The sequence below is a fragment of the Pseudomonas simiae genome (assembly GCF_900111895.1).
Taxonomy (GTDB): Bacteria; Pseudomonadota; Gammaproteobacteria; order Pseudomonadales; family Pseudomonadaceae; genus Aquipseudomonas; species Aquipseudomonas simiae.
Genome location: NZ_FOKB01000001.1, coordinates 177,189 through 193,404 on the forward strand (window position 1 = coordinate 177,189; position 16,216 = coordinate 193,404).

Consider the following 16,216-nt stretch of genomic DNA (forward strand, 5'->3'; position numbering starts at 1 on the left):
CGACTGATACGCCGCATTCGCGAGCAAGCCCGCTCCCACAGGGGGACTGCGTTACCGTCTTAAAGGACGGGAGCGGCCGCCACTGCCTTAGGCTGGCGATACAAATCCAGCAGCACCTGATCCAGCACCGACGAAGCGCCCCATGGCTTTGGATCGTTGAGGATCGCCACCACGGCCCAGGTATTGCCATTGTTGTCACGGCTGAACCCGGCGATGGCACGTACGGTGTTCAACGTACCTGTTTTGACGTGGGCTTCGCCGCGCATGGCGGTGGTTTTCAGGCGTTTGCGCATGGTGCCGTCGGTGCCGGTGATCGGCATCGAGCTGATGTATTCCGCGGCGTAAGGGCTTTTCCACGCGGCTTGCAGCATGGTCGCCATTTCGCGGGCGCTGACGCGTTCGGCACGGGACAGGCCGGAACCGTTCTCCATCACCAGGTGCGGCGCGGTGATGCCTTTCTTCGCCAGCCACTGGCGCACGACGCGTTGTGCAGCCTTGGCGTCGTCGCCATCGGCATCGTTGCGGAACTGCGCACCCAGGCTCAGGAACAACTGCTGGGCCATGGTGTTGTTACTGTATTTATTGATGTCGCGGATGATTTCAGCCAGGTCCGGCGAGAACGCCCGGGCCAGCACCTTGGCATCCTTGGGCACTGGCGCCTGGATATCCCGGCCCTGGATGGTGCCGCCCAGTTCCTTCCAGATCGCGCGCACGGCGCCAGCGGTGTAGGTGGCGTGGTCCAGCAACGACAGGTAGGTCTGCGAACTGCAGCCATCGGCCAATTGGCCGCTGACCGTGACCGTCACGCTGCCATCGGCGGCGGTGACCGGGTTGTAGCGCACGTCGCCGGTGCACTGCTTGGCGTTGGAGACCTTGACCTGGTTGTCGATGCGGATGCTGGCAATCGGCGGCTCGACCGACACCAGCACCCGGCCGGAATCATTGCGGGTCACAAAACGCAGGGCTTTGAGGTTGACCAGCAGCGCGTCCGGCTTGACCAGGAACGGTTTGTTCTCATCGTTGCCGTCGTCATTGAATTCCGGCAACAGCGGCTGGTTGAAGAAACTGCGGTCCAGCACCAGGTCGCCGGTAACTTGCTGCACGCCGTTGGCGCGCAGGTCGCGCATCAGCAGCCAGAGTTTTTCCATGTTCAGCTTGGGGTCGCCGCCGCCCTTGAGGTACAGGTTGCCGTGCAGCACGCCACCGCTGAGGGTGCCGTCGGTATAGAACTCGGTTTTCCACTGGTGGTTGGGGCCGAGCATTTCCAGGGCCGCGTAGGTGGTGACCAGCTTCATGGTAGAGGCGGGGTTCACCGAGACGTCGGCATTGAAGACGGTAGGCGTACCCGGGCCGTTCAGGGGGATCATCACCAGGGACAGCGCTGTGTTTTGCATTTTGGCTTTGGTCAGCGCCTGTTGAACACTCGGCGGCAGGGTGGTGTTGACGGGGGCAGCGGAGACGGAAAAGGCCACTGGCAGAATAAGGCCGGCAAAAAAGATTGAACGCAACGATTTGATCATAAGAAGTAAAACCCTACTGCTGAGGAGGGTGAAAAAGTTGAGGGGGAAATAAGAAAAATCCCTCAATGGTCATGAAAGTGTCGGCATTATGCCCCAAGGTAGAGTCACTTGTAGCTGAACCATAGCGGGTATTCGGCGTTTTTTTTACAGGCATTGTGCCGCCTGTCCCAGAGAGTCGGGCAATCGTCGCCTTAAACTGCTAAAGTGCCGCCCGTTATTACTTATGAGGATTGTTCCAATGGCGACTAACCGTTCCCAGCGTCTGCGCAAAAAACTGTGCGTTGATGAATTTCAAGAGCTGGGTTTCGAACTGAACCTGGACTTCAAAGAAGGCCTGAGTGAAGAAGCTATCGACGCTTTCCTCGAAGCATTCATCAAAGAAGCCATGGAAGCCAACGGCCTGGGCTATGTTGGCGGTGATGACTACGGTCTGGTCTGCCTGCAGAAGCGTGGCTCGGTCTCCGAAGAGCAACGTGCTGCTGTTGAAGCCTGGCTGAAAACCCGTTCCGAGCTGACCAAGGCTGAAGTCAGCCCGCTGCTGGACGTGTGGTATCCGGAAAAGCCGATCAACGCGGCTAAGTGATACTAAATAAAACGGCGACCTGAGGGTCGCCGTTTTTTTATGCCTTGCGCCAATTCAGAATCAGCAGCGTCAACACCCCCGCCACAATCCCCCAGAACGCCGACCCGATGGAAAACAGTGTCAAGCCAGACGCCGTGACCATAAAGGTGATCAGCGCCGCTTCCCGTTCCTTCGGCTCATTCATGGCGATGCTCAGCCCATTGATGATCGAGCCAAACAACGCCAGGGCCGCAATCGACAGCACCAGCTCCTTGGGCAAGGCTGCGAACAACGCCGCCAAGGTCGCGCCGAACACCCCGGCAATCCCGTAGAACACCCCACACCACACCGCTGCTGTGTAGCGCTTGTTACGGTCTTCATGGGCATGCGGCCCGGTGCAGATGGCCGCACTGATCGCTGCCAGGTTGATGCCGTGGGAGCCGAACGGCGCCAGCACCAGGGACGCCAGGCCGGTGGCGGTGATCAAGGGGGAGGCGGGCACGTTGTAACCGTCGGCCCTGAGCACGGCGACGCCGGGCATGTTCTGCGAGGTCATCGCGACCACGAACAGCGGAATGCCGATGCTGATGGTCGCCGCCAACGAGAAGTGCGGCGTTGTCCACACGGGCGTTGCGACTTCCAGGTGAAAACCGCTGAAGTCCAGCAGCCCCATCAACCCCGACAATGCGGTGCCGATCAGCAGCGCGGCCAGCACCGCATAACGCGGCGACAGGCGCTTGATCACCAGGTACGTGAAGAACATCCCCAGCACCAGCCCGGTTCGATGCTGCGCGGCGACGAAGATTTCGCTGCCGATCTTGAACAGAATCCCTGCCAGCAAGGCGGCCGCCAACGATGCCGGGATGCGCTTGACCAATTTTTCAAAGCTGCCGGTCATCCCGCAAATCGTCACCAGTACGGCGCAGGTGATATAGGCACCGATGGCCTCGCCATAACTCACACCGCCCAGGCTGGTGATCAGCAGCGCGGCACCCGGTGTCGACCAGGCAATGGTGATAGGGGTGCGATAGCGTAGCGACAGGCCGATGCTGCACACTGCCATGCCGATGGAAATCGCCCAGATCCATGACGAAATCTGCGCCGTGGTCAAACCGGCGGCTTGCCCGGCCTGGAACATCAGGACCAGGGAGCTGGTGTAGCCGGTCATCATGGCGATGAAGCCAGCGACAACGGCCGACGCAGACGTGTCGGCCAGCGGGCGCAAAGGCGCTTGGGTGGCGTCGTTCATGAAGAGGTGTTCCTTTTACCTGGGTTTTAGCCGGTGACGGCGCGGATTCAAGCCTAAACTCAAACGTAATGACTCATTGCAATACAGCCGACGGCGCAAACAGCCGTACAGTGTGTTGGCGCACTGGGTTGTGTACAATGTGCCCTGTTTTTAGGTGATACTTGCCAGCGACCCGCTGTTGCCGTATTACCGTTAATTCGCCGCCGTTCTCCAAACCCGAGTGCCCATGAACGAACAGTTGCAACCTCTCAAGAAACAACCGCGAGCCGGCAAGGCCGGTCGCAGCGGAACCCAGGACGATATCGTCTACGCGCATATCTTCGAAGCGATCCTCGAACAACGCCTGGCACCCGGTACCAAATTGAGTGAAGAGGCACTGGGCGAAATCTTCGGCGTCAGCCGCACCATCATCCGCCGCGCCCTGTCGCGCCTGGCCCATGAAGGTGTGGTGCTGCTGCGGCCCAATCGCGGCGCGGTCGTGGCCAGCCCGAGCGTCGAGGAAGCACGCCAGGTATTTCTCGCGCGGCGTCTGGTGGAGCGGGCAATTACCGAGTTGGCAGTCCAGCACGCCACGGCCGAACAATTGGCCGAGTTGCGTCAGATGGTCAACGACGAGCGCGACAGCTTTTCCCGTGGCGACCGCGGCGCGGGTATCCGCCTCTCCGGTGAATTCCACCTCAAGCTGGCCGAAGCGGCGAAGAACGCGCCGCTGATCAGTTTCCAGCGTAGCCTGGTGTCCCAGACTTCATTGATCATCGCCCAGTACGAAAGCGGCAACCGCTCGCACTGTTCCTACGATGAGCACACCCAGTTGATCGACGCGATCGAAGCACGGGACGCGGCGTTGGCGGTGAACTTGATGATGCATCACATGGATCATATCGACAGCAAGCTCAACCTCGACGAAGAGAGCGCGTCGGATGATCTGCATGCGGTGTTCTCGCACCTGTTGCAGACCAAGAAGCCGGGGCGCTCCTCGGTAAAACTGTAGTTACCCTGGTTCACCTGGGACTAAAAATGTGGGAGCGGGCTTGCTCGCGAATGCTGAGTGTCAGTCACCCGATGTATTGACTGATCCAGCGCATTCGCGAGCAAGCCCGCTCCCACATTTGGTTCCGGCGTGCTTCAGATCAGCGCTGATGCACCAACTGGCCGGCCGCATAGGTCTGCAACACCGTCCGATCATCCCCCAGCGTCATCAGCACGAACAACGTCTCGGCGATGGTCTTCGCCTGCTTCAAGCGATAGCTCAGCAGCGGTGTCGCGTTGTAATCCAGCACTAGGAAGTCCGCATCGGTGCCCGGTTGCAGCGTGCCGATCTTGTCTTCCAACCGCAGCGCCCGCGCACCGCCCAGGGTGGCCAGGTACAGCGACTTGAACGGGCTCAAGCGCGCACCCTGCAGTTGCATGACCTTGTAGGCTTCGTTCAGGGTCTGCAGCAGCGAGAAGCTGGTGCCGCCGCCCACGTCGGTGCCCAGGCCCACATTCAGTTTGTGCTTCTCGGCCATCGGCAGGTTGAACAAGCCGCTGCCGAGGAAGAAGTTCGAGGTCGGGCAGAATGCGACCGCCGAGCCGGTCTCCGCCAACCGCGCGCACTCGTCATCGCACAGGTGCACGCCATGGGCAAACACCGAGCGTTCGCCGAGCAATTTGTAATGGTCATACACATCCAGGTAGCCGTTGCGCTCCGGGAACAGTTCCTTCACCCATTCCACTTCCTGCTTGTTCTCGCTGATGTGCGTCTGCATGTACAGGTCTGGGTATTCGCCCAGCAGTTGCCCGGCCAGTGCCAGTTGTTCCGGCGTGCTGGTCGGCGCAAAGCGCGGCGTCACCGCGTAATGCAGGCGGCCCTTGCCGTGCCAACGCTCGATCAGCGCCTTGCTTTCCTGGTAGCCGGATTCGGCGGTGTCGGTCAGGTAGTCCGGCGCGTTGCGATCCATCATCACCTTGCCGGCGATCATGCGCAGATCGAGTTTCTCAGCGGCTTCAAAGAACGCGTTCACCGATTGCGGATGCACGCTGCCAAACACCAGCGCGGTGGTGGTGCCGTTGCGCAGCAGTTCCTTGATGAAAATATCCGCGACTTCTTCGGCGTGGGCCTTGTCGGCGAACTGGCTTTCGCACGGGAAGGTGTAGGTGTTGAGCCAATCCAGCAACTGCTCGCCATAGGCGCCGACCATGCCGGTTTGCGGCAGGTGGATATGGGTGTCGATCAGGCCGGGGGTGATCAGCGCGTCCTGGTAGTGGGTGATGTCGATATCGGCAGGCAGGGTCGGCAGCAAGTCGCTGGCATGGCCGACAGCGCTGATCTGGCCGTTTTCGATCACCAGCAGGCCGTCTTCGAAATACTCATAGGAGGCTTCGATCCCCACTTCAGCAGGGTCGGCGATGCTGTGCAGGAGGGCGGCACGGTAGGCTTTACGCGTTAAAGGCATGGCGATCTCAATTCAAATGGCTTGGCTGCGGCGTGAAGCCGGCAGCAGTTTGGCAATAGGTTCGGCGCTGGCGGTGTGCTGGCCGAAATTGGCGTTATAGGTGGCGATGATTTCGCCGGCGATGGAGATGGCGATTTCCACCGGCAACTTGCCCTTCACCTCGGTGAGGCCCATGGGGCAGCGCATGCGTTGCAAGTGCGCGGTGTCGAAGCCGCGATCTCGCAGGCGGTGTTCGAACTTGACGCGTTTGGTCTTCGAACCGATCAGGCCAAAGTAGGCAAAGTCATTGCGTTTGAGCAGGGCGGCGGTGAGTTCCAAGTCCAGCGCATGATTGTGGGTCATGACGATGCAGTAACTGCCCACTGGCAGGTCAGCAATTTCGTCGACCGGCTCTTCGCTGACGATTTTACGCACGCCCTGGGGTATATGTGCCGGAAACTCCTGGTCACGGGAATCGATCCAGCGCACCCGGCACGGCAGGCTGGCCAGCAACGGCACCAGTGCACGGCCGACATGGCCAGCGCCAAATACCGCGATCTGCGCCTGCACCTGGCCCATGGGTTCGAAGAGCAGCACGGTCACGCCACCGCAGCACTGACCCAGGCTGGCGCCCAGGCTGAAGCGCTCCAGATGAGTGTTCTGCTGACCGCGTACGAGCATGTCGCGGGCGATCTGCATTGCCTTGTATTCCAAGTGCCCGCCACCGATGGTGTCGAAACTCTGCGCGGCGCTGATCACCATTTTGGAACCGGCATTGCGTGGCGTGGAGCCGAGCTCTTCGATGATGGTTACCAGGACGCAGGGTTCGCCCCTGTTTTGCAGGTCGGCGAGGGCGCTGATCCAGTTGTTCATGTCTACCTCAACCTTTCTGTTGTCAGTTCGGCCGTCTTCGCAGGCACGCCAGCTCCCACATTTTATGGGGTTCACACATCAAAATGTGGGCGCCGGGCTTGCCCGCGATGGCAGCGCCTCGGTCTAGAGCGAAGCCATCTCGGTTTCAATCTCAACGGCCCTGGCCGCATTCAACTGCCGCATCTGCTCACACCCCCACAACACCCGCTCCGGTGTCGCCGGCGCATCGATCTTGGGCTGATGGCGATAGTCACCCAGGCTCGCCACCGCATCCTTGATCGCGCACCACGACGCGATGCCGAGCATGAACGGCGGTTCGCCCACGGCCTTGGAATGGAACACCGTGTCTTCCGGGTTCTTGCGGTTTTCCACCAGCTTCACCCGCAGGTCCAGCGGCATGTCGGCCACGGCCGGGATCTTGTAGCTGGCCGGGCCGTTGGTCACCAGCTTGCCTTTGTCGTTCCACACCAGTTCTTCCATGGTTAGCCACCCCATGCCCTGGATAAAGCCGCCCTCCACCTGGCCGATGTCGATGGCCGGGTTCAGCGAGGCGCCGACGTCGTGCAGGATGTCGGTGCGCAGCATCTTGTATTCGCCGGTCAGGGTGTCGACGATCACTTCGCAGCACGCCGCGCCGAACGCGAAGTAGTAGAACGGCCGACCGCGCGACTGGCTGCGGTCGTAGTAGATTTTCGGGGTCTTGTAGAAGCCGGTGCTCGACAGCGAGACCTGGGCGAAATACGCCTGCTGGATCAACGCCTCGAAGGTGAGGATCTGATCGCGCACGCGCACATGACCGTTGTGGAACGCCACATCCGCTTCGCTCACGTCGTATTTGCGTGCGGCGAACTCCACCAGGCGCTGCTTGATGGTTTCGGCGGCATTCTGCGCAGCCTTGCCGTTCAAGTCGGCACCGCTGGAAGCGGCGGTCGGCGAGGTGTTGGGTACCTTGTCGGTGTTGGTGGCGGTGATTTGAACGCGGTCGATTTCCACTTGGAACACTTCGGCCACAACCTGCGCGACCTTGGTGTTCAAGCCCTGGCCCATCTCGGTGCCGCCGTGGTTCAGGTGGATGCTGCCGTCGGTGTAGATATGGATCAGCGCACCGGCCTGGTTGAGAAAGCTGGCCGTAAACGAAATACCGAATTTCACCGGGGTCAGCGCCAAGCCTTTTTTCAGGATCGGGCTGTGGGCGTTGTACAGGCGGATCGCTTCGCGACGCTCGGCGTATTGGCTGCTGGCTTCAAGCTCGGCGGTCATCTCTTCGAGCATGTTGTGCTCGACGGTCTGGTAGTAGTGCGTGACGTTGCGCTCGTTCTTGCCGTAGTAATTGATCTTGCGCACCGCCAGCGGATCGAGGCCCAGATGGCGGGCGATGGCGTCCATCACTTCCTCGATGGCGACCATGCCTTGCGGGCCGCCGAAACCGCGATAGGCGGTGTTGGACGCCGTGTTGGTCTTGCAGCGATGGCCGTTGACCGTGGCATCGCCCAGGTAATACGAGTTGTCGGAGTGGAACATCGCGCGGTCGACAATCGAGTTGGACAGGTCCGGTGAGCAGCCGCAGTTGCCCGCCAATTCCAGGTTGATTCCGTGCAGGCGGCCCGTGTCGTCGAAGCCCACGTCGTATTCGATGTAGAAGGGGTGGCGCTTGCCGGTCATCAACATGTCTTCGACACGCGGCAGGCGCATCTTGGTCGGCTGGCCGGTGAGGCGCGCGACCACCGCGCACAGGCACGCCGGGCTTGCGGCCTGGGTTTCCTTGCCGCCGAAACCACCCCCCATGCGACGCATGTCCACGACGATTTTGTTCATCGACACGTCCAGCACTTCGGCCACCAGTTTCTGCACTTCGGTGGGGTTCTGCGTGGAGCAATAGACGATCATGCCGCCGTCTTCGGTGGGCATTACCGAAGAAATCTGGGTTTCCAGGTAGAAGTGTTCCTGGCCGCCGATGTGCAGGGTGCCTTGGATGCGGTTTTTCGCGGTCGCCAGTGCGCCTGCCGAATCACCGCGCTGATGGGTGTGGCTGTCGAGCACGAAATGCTTCTTGCGAAACGCCTCGACCACGTCCAGCACGGGTTCCAGGTCTTCGTATTCGATCACGGCGGCCATCGCGGCTTTACGCGCGGTTTCCAGATCGCGGGCGGCTACCGCCAGCACGACCTGGCCGACGAACTGCACCGTATCGATCGCCAACAATGGATCGCCCGGCATCAATGGGCCGATGTCCTTCAGGCCCGGCACGTCTTCATGGGTGATGACAATCCGCACGCCTTCAAAGGCGTAGCAGGGCGCGGTGTCGATGCTGATGATCCGGGCATGGGCACGGTCGGACATGCGCGCATACAGGTGCAATTGGTTGGGGAATTCCAGGCGGTCATCGATGTACTGCGCTTCGCCGCACACATGTTTGGCGGCGCTGTCGTGCTTGACGCTGCGGCCCACGCCAGAGGTGAGGTCCTGTGCGAACAGCTCGGCGAGTTCGGCCTGGGTTTTAACGACGGCGTGATGGTTAGACATAAGCGGTCACCCGAGTCTCGATGTGCGGCGTTTGCAGTTCGATGAAGTATTTGCGCAGCAGGTTCTGGGCGCTGAGCAGTCGGTATTCCTTGCTGGCGCGGAAGTCCGACAGCGGGGTGAAATCCTCGGCGAGGGCGGCACAGGCCTTTTCCACGGTGGCGCAGTTCCAGGTGGCGCCGACCAACGCCGCCTCGCAGTTCTTGGCGCGTTTTGGCGTGGCGGCCATGCCGCCGAACGCGACGCGAGCCTCGCCGATCACACCGTTATCGATCTTCAGGTTGAACGCGGCGCAGACGGCGGAAATATCATCGTCCAGGCGCTTGGAGACCTTGTAGGCACGGAACAAGGCGTGGCCCTTGGGAACGATGATCTTCTCGATGAACTCGCTGTCCTGGCGCGCCGTGACGCGGTAGTCGATGAAGTAATCCTCCAGCGCCAAGGTGCGGCGGGTTTCGCCCTTGCACAGTACGATCTGCGCGCCGAGGGCAATCAGCAGCGGCGGCGAGTCACCGATCGGCGAGGCGTTGCCGATGTTGCCGCCCAGGGTGCCCTGGTTGCGGATCTGCAGGGAAGCGAAACGGTGCAGCAGTTCACCGAAGTCCGGGTATGCGTGGTGCAGCGCGGTGTAGCAATCGGAGAGGGCGGCGGCAGCGCCGATTTCCAGGCGGTCGTCGAAGTCGTCGATACGCTTCATTTCTTCAATATTGCCGACGTAGATCATCACCGGCAGCGTGCGGTGAAACTGAGTGACTTCCAGCGCCAGGTCGGTGCCGCCGGCCAGCAGCCGGGCTTGCGGGTAGGCGTCGTAGAGATCGGCGAGGTCGGCGACGGTCAGCGGCACCAGGCAGCGCTTGTCGCCGCTGTTGAGTTCACCGGTTTGCGTCGGCGCAATGGCCTTGAGGCGGGCGATGGTCTCGGCTTGGCGGCTGTCGAACTGATCCTGGGGTTTGTTGCAGCAGGCCTGTTCGGCGGCGGCGAGAATCGGGCGATAACCGGTGCAGCGGCACAGGTTGCCCGCCAGGGCTTCATGGGCCTTTTGGTTGTCGGGGGCGTCGCTGTTCTTTTGCAGGGCGAACAACGACATCACGAAACCGGGGGTGCAAAAGCCGCACTGCGAACCGTGGCATTCGACCATGGCCTTCTGGACGCTGTGCAGTTGACCCTGGTGCTTGAGGTCTTCGACGCTGATCAGTTGCTTGCCGTGCAACGACGACACAAAGGTCAGGCACGAATTTAGACTGCGATAACGAATCTGCTCGGCGCCGGTGTCATCCGTGTGCAGCTCGCCCACCACCACAGTGCAGGCACCGCAATCGCCGCTGGCGCAGCCTTCCTTGGTACCGGATTTGCCCAGGTGCTCACGCAAATAGTTGAGCACAGTCAGGTTGGGGTCCAGGGCGTGCTCGCTACGGAGTTCCTGGTTAAGTAAAAACTGGATCACGGAAGGCCTCGCAGACTCATTATTGTTGTTAACCGCTTTGCGCCGAATCTAGTCATGTCTGACTTTTCGGTCAACGATTTTCTGACCAGAAGGTCAAGAAAATGCGGTCGCATCACTTTCAATTATGGTCCAGTCTTCTGGAACCGGCGTTTTTAGGGGCTTCTGGGTGTTCATCTGTGCTTATTCCGTGCCAAATTCTGAAAGGTGGGCGTAGCGCCATCAGCCAGCCAATGCGCTACACTGCCGCGCTTGTACCGATAGAAGATTTTGAAGGTAAAACATGACGTTCAAGGCGCCGGACAGTCTCGCCGAGCAAATTGCTCACCACCTCGCCGAACGCATCATTCGCGGCGATCTCAAGCCTGGAGAGCGGATCCAGGAGCAAAAGGTCACGCTGGCGCTCAATGTCAGCCGTGGCTCCGTGCGCGAAGCCTTGCTGATTCTCGAACGCCGCCACCTGATCGCGATCCTGCCGCGCCGTGGCGCCCACGTCACAGAGCTCACTGCGCACAAGGTGCAGAGCCTGTGCACCTTGATGGGCGAGCTGTACATCCTGCTCGGCAATGCGGTTGCCCAAGGCTGGCAGACGCAGGCCGACATGGCGCCGTTCGTGCAGATCCAGCAGCGCCTGGTCACCAATTTCGAGCGTCAGGACATCCGCGCCTTCGTTGAAGAAAGCTTCAATGTAATGCGCGCCGCCTATCCTTTCGCTAACAACCCGTACCTGCAGGAAACCGTCGAGAACCTGCAACCGGCGATGAACCGCGCCTATTACCTGGCGCTGGATCAGCGCAAGGCGTCCATGAGCGAGTACCTGGCGCTGTTCGAGCAACTGCTCGCCGCGGTACTGGCCCGTGACCTGCCGCACATTCGTCAAGTGCTGTCGACCTACGGCGAGCGCAGTTGCGCGCTGGTCATCGCTGCGTTGGCGGACGCCTAAGCGTGCGGCTCAAGTGCATCAAACTGGCGGGGTTCAAATCCTTCGTCGACCCGACCACGGTGAACTTCCCCAGTAACATGGCGGCGGTGGTCGGGCCCAACGGTTGCGGCAAGTCGAACATCATCGACGCCGTCCGCTGGGTGATGGGCGAGAGCTCGGCCAAAAACCTGCGTGGCGAGTCGATGACCGACGTCATCTTCAATGGCTCCACCAGCCGCAAGCCGGTGAGCCAGGCCAGTATCGAACTGGTGTTCGACAACTCCGACGGCACCTTGATCGGCGAGTACGCGGCCTACGCGGAAATCTCGATCCGCCGCAAAGTGACCCGCGACAGCCAGAACAGCTACTTCCTCAACGGCACCAAGTGCCGACGCCGCGACATCACGGATATTTTCCTCGGCACCGGCCTCGGCCCGCGCAGCTACTCGATCATCGAGCAGGGCATGATCTCCAAGCTGATCGAAGCCAAGCCCGAAGACCTGCGTAACTTTATCGAGGAGGCGGCCGGCATCTCCAAGTACAAGGAGCGCCGCCGCGAGACCGAAAACCGTATCCGCCGCACCCATGAGAACCTCGCTCGCCTGACCGACCTGCGCGAAGAGCTGGAGCGCCAGTTGGAGCGCCTGCACCGCCAGGCCCAGGCTGCCGAGAAGTACCAGGAGTACAAGGGCGAGGAGCGCCAGCTCAAGGCGCAATTGTCGGCTTTGCGTTGGCAGGCGTTGAATGACCAGGTGGGGCAGCGCGAAGCGATCATCGGCACCCAGGAAATCAGCTTTGAAGCCCTGGTGGCCGAGCAGCGCAACGCCGACGCCAGCATCGAACGCTTGCGTGACGGCCACCATGACCTGTCCGAACGCTTCAATCTGGTGCAGGGTCGCTTCTATTCGGTGGGCGGCGACATTGCCCGCGTCGAGCAAAGCATCCAGCACGGCCAGCAGCGCCTGCGTCAGTTGCAGGATGACTTGAAGGAAGCCGAACGCGCGCGGCTGGAAACTGAATCGCACCTGGGCCACGACCGCACCTTGCTGCTGACCCTCGGTGAAGAGCTGGACATGCTCACCCCCGAACAGGAAATCACCAGCGCCGCCGCCGAAGAAGCCGCTGCCGCGCTGGAAGAATCCGAAACCACCATGCACGGCTGGCAGGAGCAGTGGGACACCTTCAACCTGAAGTCTGCCGAACCACGGCGCCAGGCCGAGGTGCAGCAGTCGCGTATCCAGCAGCTGGAAACCAGTATGGAGCGCCTGGCCGAGCGCCAGCGTCGTCTGCAGGAAGAGCGTGTGTTGCTTGCCGCCGACCCGGAAGACGCGGCGATCATGGAATTGAGCGAGCAGCTGGCTGAAAGCGAAATGACGCTGGAAGAGCTGGAAGCCAGTGAAGAGCAACAAGTGGAGCGCCTGGAGCAATTGCGTCAGCAACTGCAACAGGCGACCCAGGCACAGCAACAGGCCCAGGGTGATTTGCAGCGGCTCAATGGCCGCCTGGCGTCCCTGGAAGCCTTGCAGCAAGCCGCCTTGGACCCCGGCACCGGCACCGCTGAATGGCTGCGTGACCAGCATTTGGCCGAGCGCCCGCGCCTGGCGGAAGGCTTGAAGGTCGAGGCGGGTTGGGAGTTGGCGGTTGAAACTGTCCTCGGTGCCGATCTCCAAGCCGTCTTGGTGGATGATTTTGGCGGCTTCGACCTGGCCGGTTTTGCCCAGGGCGATTTGCGTTTGCTCAGCCCTGCGGCGGATGGCACGCGGGTGCCGGGCAGTTTGCTGGATAAGGTTGAGGCGGCGATTGATCTGTCGCCGTGGCTGGGCCAGGTCAAACCGGTTGAATCACTTGAGCAGGCCCTGGCCCAGCGCGGCCAACTGGCGGCCGGCGAAAGCCTGATCAGCCGCGACGGCTACTGGGTCGGCCGCCATTTCCTGCGCGTACGCCGCGCCAGTGAAGCCGAAAGTGGCGTCCTGGCCCGTGGCCAGGAAATCGTCAATCTGATCGCCGAACGCGAAGAGCGCGAAGCCACCCTCGAAAGCCTGGAAACCGAACTGCAAACCCTGCGCGCCACCCAGCGTCAGCAAGAGACCGGCCGCGAACACCTGCGCCGCCTGTTGCAGGACGAAGCGCGCCAGCAAGGCGAATTGAAAGCCCAACTCTCCGCGAGCAAAGCCAAGGTCGAGCAATTGACCTTGCGCCGCACCCGCCTCGACGAAGAAGTCGCCGAGATGGGCGAGCAGCGCGCCCTGGAACACGAACAGATCGGCGAAGCGCGTCTGCACCTGCAGGAAGCCCTCGACAGCATGGCGCTCGACACCGAGCAGCGTGAATTGCTGCTGGCCCAGCGCGACAGCCTGCGCGAACGCCTCGACCGCGTGCGCCAGGAAGCCCGTCAGCACAAGGATCATGCCCACCAGTTGGCGGTGCGCCTGGGTTCGCTCAAGGCCCAGCACGCGTCCACGGCCCAGGCCCTTGAACGCCTGGAGATGCAGTCCGAACGCCTCACTGAAAAGCGCGAGCAACTGAGCCTCAACCTGGAAGAGGGCGAAGCGCCGCTGGAGGAGTTGCGCCTCAAGCTGGAAGAATTGCTCGACAAGCGCATGACCGTCGACGAAGAACTCAAGACCGCGCAAATCGCTCTGGAAGACGCCGACCGCGAATTACGCGACGCCGAAAAACGTCGAACCCAGGCCGAGCAGCAATCCCAGCTGATCCGCGGTCAGCTCGAACAACAGCGCATGGAATGGCAAGCCCTGACCGTGCGCCGCAAGACCCTGCAAGACCAATTGCTGGAAGACGGCTACGACTTGCACGGCGTGCTCAATACCCTGACCGCCCAGGCCAACGAGAAAGAAGCCGAAGAAGAGCTTGAGCGGATTGCTGCACGTATCCAACGCCTCGGCGCGATCAACTTGGCGGCCATCGACGAATACCAGCAACAATCCGAGCGTAAACGTTATCTGGATGCCCAGGACGCTGATTTGGTCGAAGCCCTGGACACCCTGGAAAACGTGATCCGCAAGATCGACAAGGAAACCCGAAACCGCTTCAAAGATACCTTTGATCAGATTAATAGCGGTTTACAGGCGTTATTCCCAAAAGTTTTCGGCGGTGGCAGCGCTTACTTGGAACTGACGGGCGAAGATCTACTCGATACAGGGGTGACGATCATGGCGCGGCCTCCGGGCAAGAAGAACAGCACCATCCATTTGTTGTCCGGCGGCGAGAAAGCCCTGACCGCATTGGCTCTGGTATTTGCCATCTTCAAGTTGAACCCGGCGCCGTTCTGCATGCTCGACGAAGTTGACGCCCCGTTGGATGACGCTAACGTTGGACGGTATGCGCGGTTGGTCAAAGAGATGTCCCAGACCGTGCAGTTCATCTATATCACCCACAACAAGATCGCCATGGAGATGGCTGACCAATTGATGGGGGTAACGATGCACGAGCCGGGCTGTTCGCGTTTGGTCGCGGTGGATGTGGAAGAAGCGATGGCGATGGTGGAGTCTTGATCCTTGTTGGGACAGAATTTTTATAGCGCGCGGTAAGACGCTTTACCGGTCTGGCGAAAGTGGCAAATGGACATATTTGTTCAAGGCTTTTTGACAGACGGTGTAAAGTTATCTTTGGTCGTGCTAGTTTAATGTCAAATTTTCGTATGCGTGGGCAAAACGTCAGTCAGAACATAGAGTTGGCGCCACGTTTTAAAGCGGTTTGCACGTTGCTAAACCCCTTATTTTTCAGCATTTTTTATTAGAGGCACGGGATTACATGGAAATCGGTCTGCGCGAGTGGCTGATCGTCATCGGCATTATTGTCATTGCCGGTATTCTTTTTGATGGCTGGCGCCGCATGCGCGGTGGCAAGGGCAAGCTCAAATTCCGTCTGGACCGCAACCTGTCCAACTTGCCTGACGACGACGGCAGCGCCGAGCTGCTGGGGCCGCCCCGTGTGCTGGATACCCATAAAGAACCGCAGTTGGACGAGCACGACTTGCCGTCCATGAGCGCGCCGGTGCGAGAAGCGCGCGAGCCGTCTTCCAAACGTGGCAAGCGCGCCGCGCCGGTGGTGGCAGAGTCACGTCAGGCTGATTTGGACCTGGACGTCGATGACGGCCCGAGTTTCAGCAGCCGCGACGATGATTTCCCGGACGAAAACGCTGGCAAGAACGCCCCGCGCCAATCCGTGAACGACCAGCCTGCCGCCGAAGAAGTGTTGGTGATCAGCGTGATCTGCCGCGACGCCGCCGGCTTCAAGGGCCCGGCTTTGTTGCAAAATATTCTGGAAAGCGGCCTGCGCTTCGGCGAGATGGATATTTTCCACCGTCACGAAAGCATGGCGGGTAACGGCGAAGTGCTGTTCTCCATGGCCAACGCGGTCAAGCCAGGCACCTTCGATCTGGACGATATCGACCTGTTCAGCACCCCGGCGGTGAGCTTCTTCCTCGGCCTGCCAGGTCCGCGTCACCCGAAACAGGCTTTCGACGTGATGGTGGCCGCAGCCCGCAAGCTGTCCCAGGAACTGAACGGCGAACTCAAGGACGACCAACGCAGCGTCCTCACCGCCCAGACCATCGAGCATTACCGTCAGCGCATCGTCGAGTTCGAGCGTCGCGCCCTGACACAGAAACGCTGAGGTTCGATCTTAAGCGTTGTCTGTAGAATCCGTGCACTAACATATTGAGCAGCTTCGGCTGCTCTTTTGCTTTATGAGAG

The 16,216-nt window shown here is 60.7% G+C and carries 11 protein-coding genes; 5 read left to right on the forward strand and 6 right to left on the reverse strand.

Translation table 11 applies throughout. From position 1 onward, the window contains the following. Positions 1-59: 59 nt before the first annotated feature. Positions 60-1,520, reverse strand: coding sequence for a D-alanyl-D-alanine carboxypeptidase/D-alanyl-D-alanine endopeptidase (dacB, locus tag BMZ57_RS00845; RefSeq protein ID WP_010208514.1), 1,461 nt, complete (start codon positions 1,518-1,520; stop codon positions 60-62). A gap of 238 nt (positions 1,521-1,758) precedes the next feature. On the opposite strand from dacB, the gene BMZ57_RS00850 reads away from it, so the two are divergent. Continuing rightward, positions 1,759-2,103 carry a YggL family protein gene (locus BMZ57_RS00850; RefSeq protein WP_010208515.1) on the forward strand — a complete coding sequence of 115 codons (345 nt, stop codon included), beginning with the start codon at positions 1,759-1,761 and terminating at the stop codon, positions 2,101-2,103. 37 nt (positions 2,104-2,140) lie between these two features. Here the strand turns inward: BMZ57_RS00850 and BMZ57_RS00855 are convergent, their stop codons facing one another. Then, positions 2,141-3,331 carry a benzoate/H(+) symporter BenE family transporter gene (locus tag BMZ57_RS00855; RefSeq protein WP_010208517.1) on the reverse strand — a complete coding sequence of 397 codons (1,191 nt, stop codon included), beginning with the start codon at positions 3,329-3,331 and terminating at the stop codon, positions 2,141-2,143. Between the two features lie 226 nt (positions 3,332-3,557). On the opposite strand from BMZ57_RS00855, the gene BMZ57_RS00860 reads away from it, so the two are divergent. Further along, entirely contained in the window at positions 3,558-4,322 is a 765-nt protein-coding gene (locus BMZ57_RS00860; RefSeq protein ID WP_003175499.1) for a GntR family transcriptional regulator, read from the forward strand. A 139-nt stretch (positions 4,323-4,461) separates the two neighbouring features. On the opposite strand, the gene guaD is transcribed toward BMZ57_RS00860, so the two are convergent. The 4 genes from guaD to xdhA all read right to left on the reverse strand — a co-directional run bounded on the left by guaD (position 4,462) and on the right by xdhA (position 10,582). Continuing rightward, positions 4,462-5,766, reverse strand: coding sequence for a guanine deaminase (guaD, locus tag BMZ57_RS00865; protein WP_010208518.1), 1,305 nt, complete (start codon positions 5,764-5,766; stop codon positions 4,462-4,464). Positions 5,767-5,778: 12 nt separating this feature from the next. Further along, positions 5,779-6,618: a xanthine dehydrogenase accessory protein XdhC gene (gene xdhC / locus BMZ57_RS00870; RefSeq protein ID WP_010208519.1), complete on the reverse strand. Its 840-nt coding sequence runs from the start codon at positions 6,616-6,618 to the stop codon at positions 5,779-5,781. 123 nt (positions 6,619-6,741) lie between these two features. Next, entirely contained in the window at positions 6,742-9,141 is a 2,400-nt protein-coding gene (gene xdhB / locus BMZ57_RS00875) for a xanthine dehydrogenase molybdopterin binding subunit (RefSeq protein ID WP_010208520.1), read from the reverse strand. Continuing rightward, on the reverse strand, positions 9,134-10,582 hold the full coding sequence (gene xdhA / locus BMZ57_RS00880) for a xanthine dehydrogenase small subunit (RefSeq protein ID WP_010208521.1): 1,449 nt from the start codon (positions 10,580-10,582) through the stop codon (positions 9,134-9,136). Before xdhA ends, xdhB begins: the two co-directional genes overlap by 8 nt. A 280-nt stretch (positions 10,583-10,862) precedes the next feature. On the opposite strand from xdhA, the gene BMZ57_RS00885 reads away from it, so the two are divergent. The 3 genes from BMZ57_RS00885 to zipA all read left to right on the forward strand — a co-directional run bounded on the left by BMZ57_RS00885 (position 10,863) and on the right by zipA (position 16,136). After that, positions 10,863-11,522 (forward strand): GntR family transcriptional regulator, encoded by a 660-nt coding sequence (locus BMZ57_RS00885; protein WP_010208523.1) that lies wholly within the window; start codon positions 10,863-10,865, stop codon positions 11,520-11,522. A gap of 2 nt (positions 11,523-11,524) precedes the next feature. Then, positions 11,525-15,013 carry a chromosome segregation protein SMC gene (gene smc, locus BMZ57_RS00890; RefSeq protein WP_010208525.1) on the forward strand — a complete coding sequence of 1,163 codons (3,489 nt, stop codon included), beginning with the start codon at positions 11,525-11,527 and terminating at the stop codon, positions 15,011-15,013. A gap of 259 nt (positions 15,014-15,272) precedes the next feature. Continuing rightward, a complete protein-coding gene (gene zipA / locus BMZ57_RS00895; RefSeq protein ID WP_010208526.1) occupies positions 15,273-16,136 on the forward strand; it encodes a cell division protein ZipA in 864 nt (287 codons plus the stop codon). Positions 16,137-16,216: the final 80 nt, after the last annotated feature.

Coding starts and splice junctions, on each gene's coding strand:
- BMZ57_RS00850 (WP_010208515.1), top strand. CDS start 1,759: ATGGCGACTAACCGTTCCCAGCGTCTGCGCAAAAAACTGTGCGTTGAT.
- dacB (WP_010208514.1), bottom strand. CDS start 1,520: ATGATCAAATCGTTGCGTTCAATCTTTTTTGCCGGCCTTATTCTGCCA.
- xdhC (WP_010208519.1), bottom strand. CDS start 6,618: ATGAACAACTGGATCAGCGCCCTCGCCGACCTGCAAAACAGGGGCGAA.
- BMZ57_RS00860 (WP_003175499.1), top strand. CDS start 3,558: ATGAACGAACAGTTGCAACCTCTCAAGAAACAACCGCGAGCCGGCAAG.
- zipA (WP_010208526.1), top strand. CDS start 15,273: ATGGAAATCGGTCTGCGCGAGTGGCTGATCGTCATCGGCATTATTGTC.
- guaD (WP_010208518.1), bottom strand. CDS start 5,766: ATGCCTTTAACGCGTAAAGCCTACCGTGCCGCCCTCCTGCACAGCATC.
- xdhB (WP_010208520.1), bottom strand. CDS start 9,141: ATGTCTAACCATCACGCCGTCGTTAAAACCCAGGCCGAACTCGCCGAG.
- BMZ57_RS00855 (WP_010208517.1), bottom strand. CDS start 3,331: ATGAACGACGCCACCCAAGCGCCTTTGCGCCCGCTGGCCGACACGTCT.
- BMZ57_RS00885 (WP_010208523.1), top strand. CDS start 10,863: ATGACGTTCAAGGCGCCGGACAGTCTCGCCGAGCAAATTGCTCACCAC.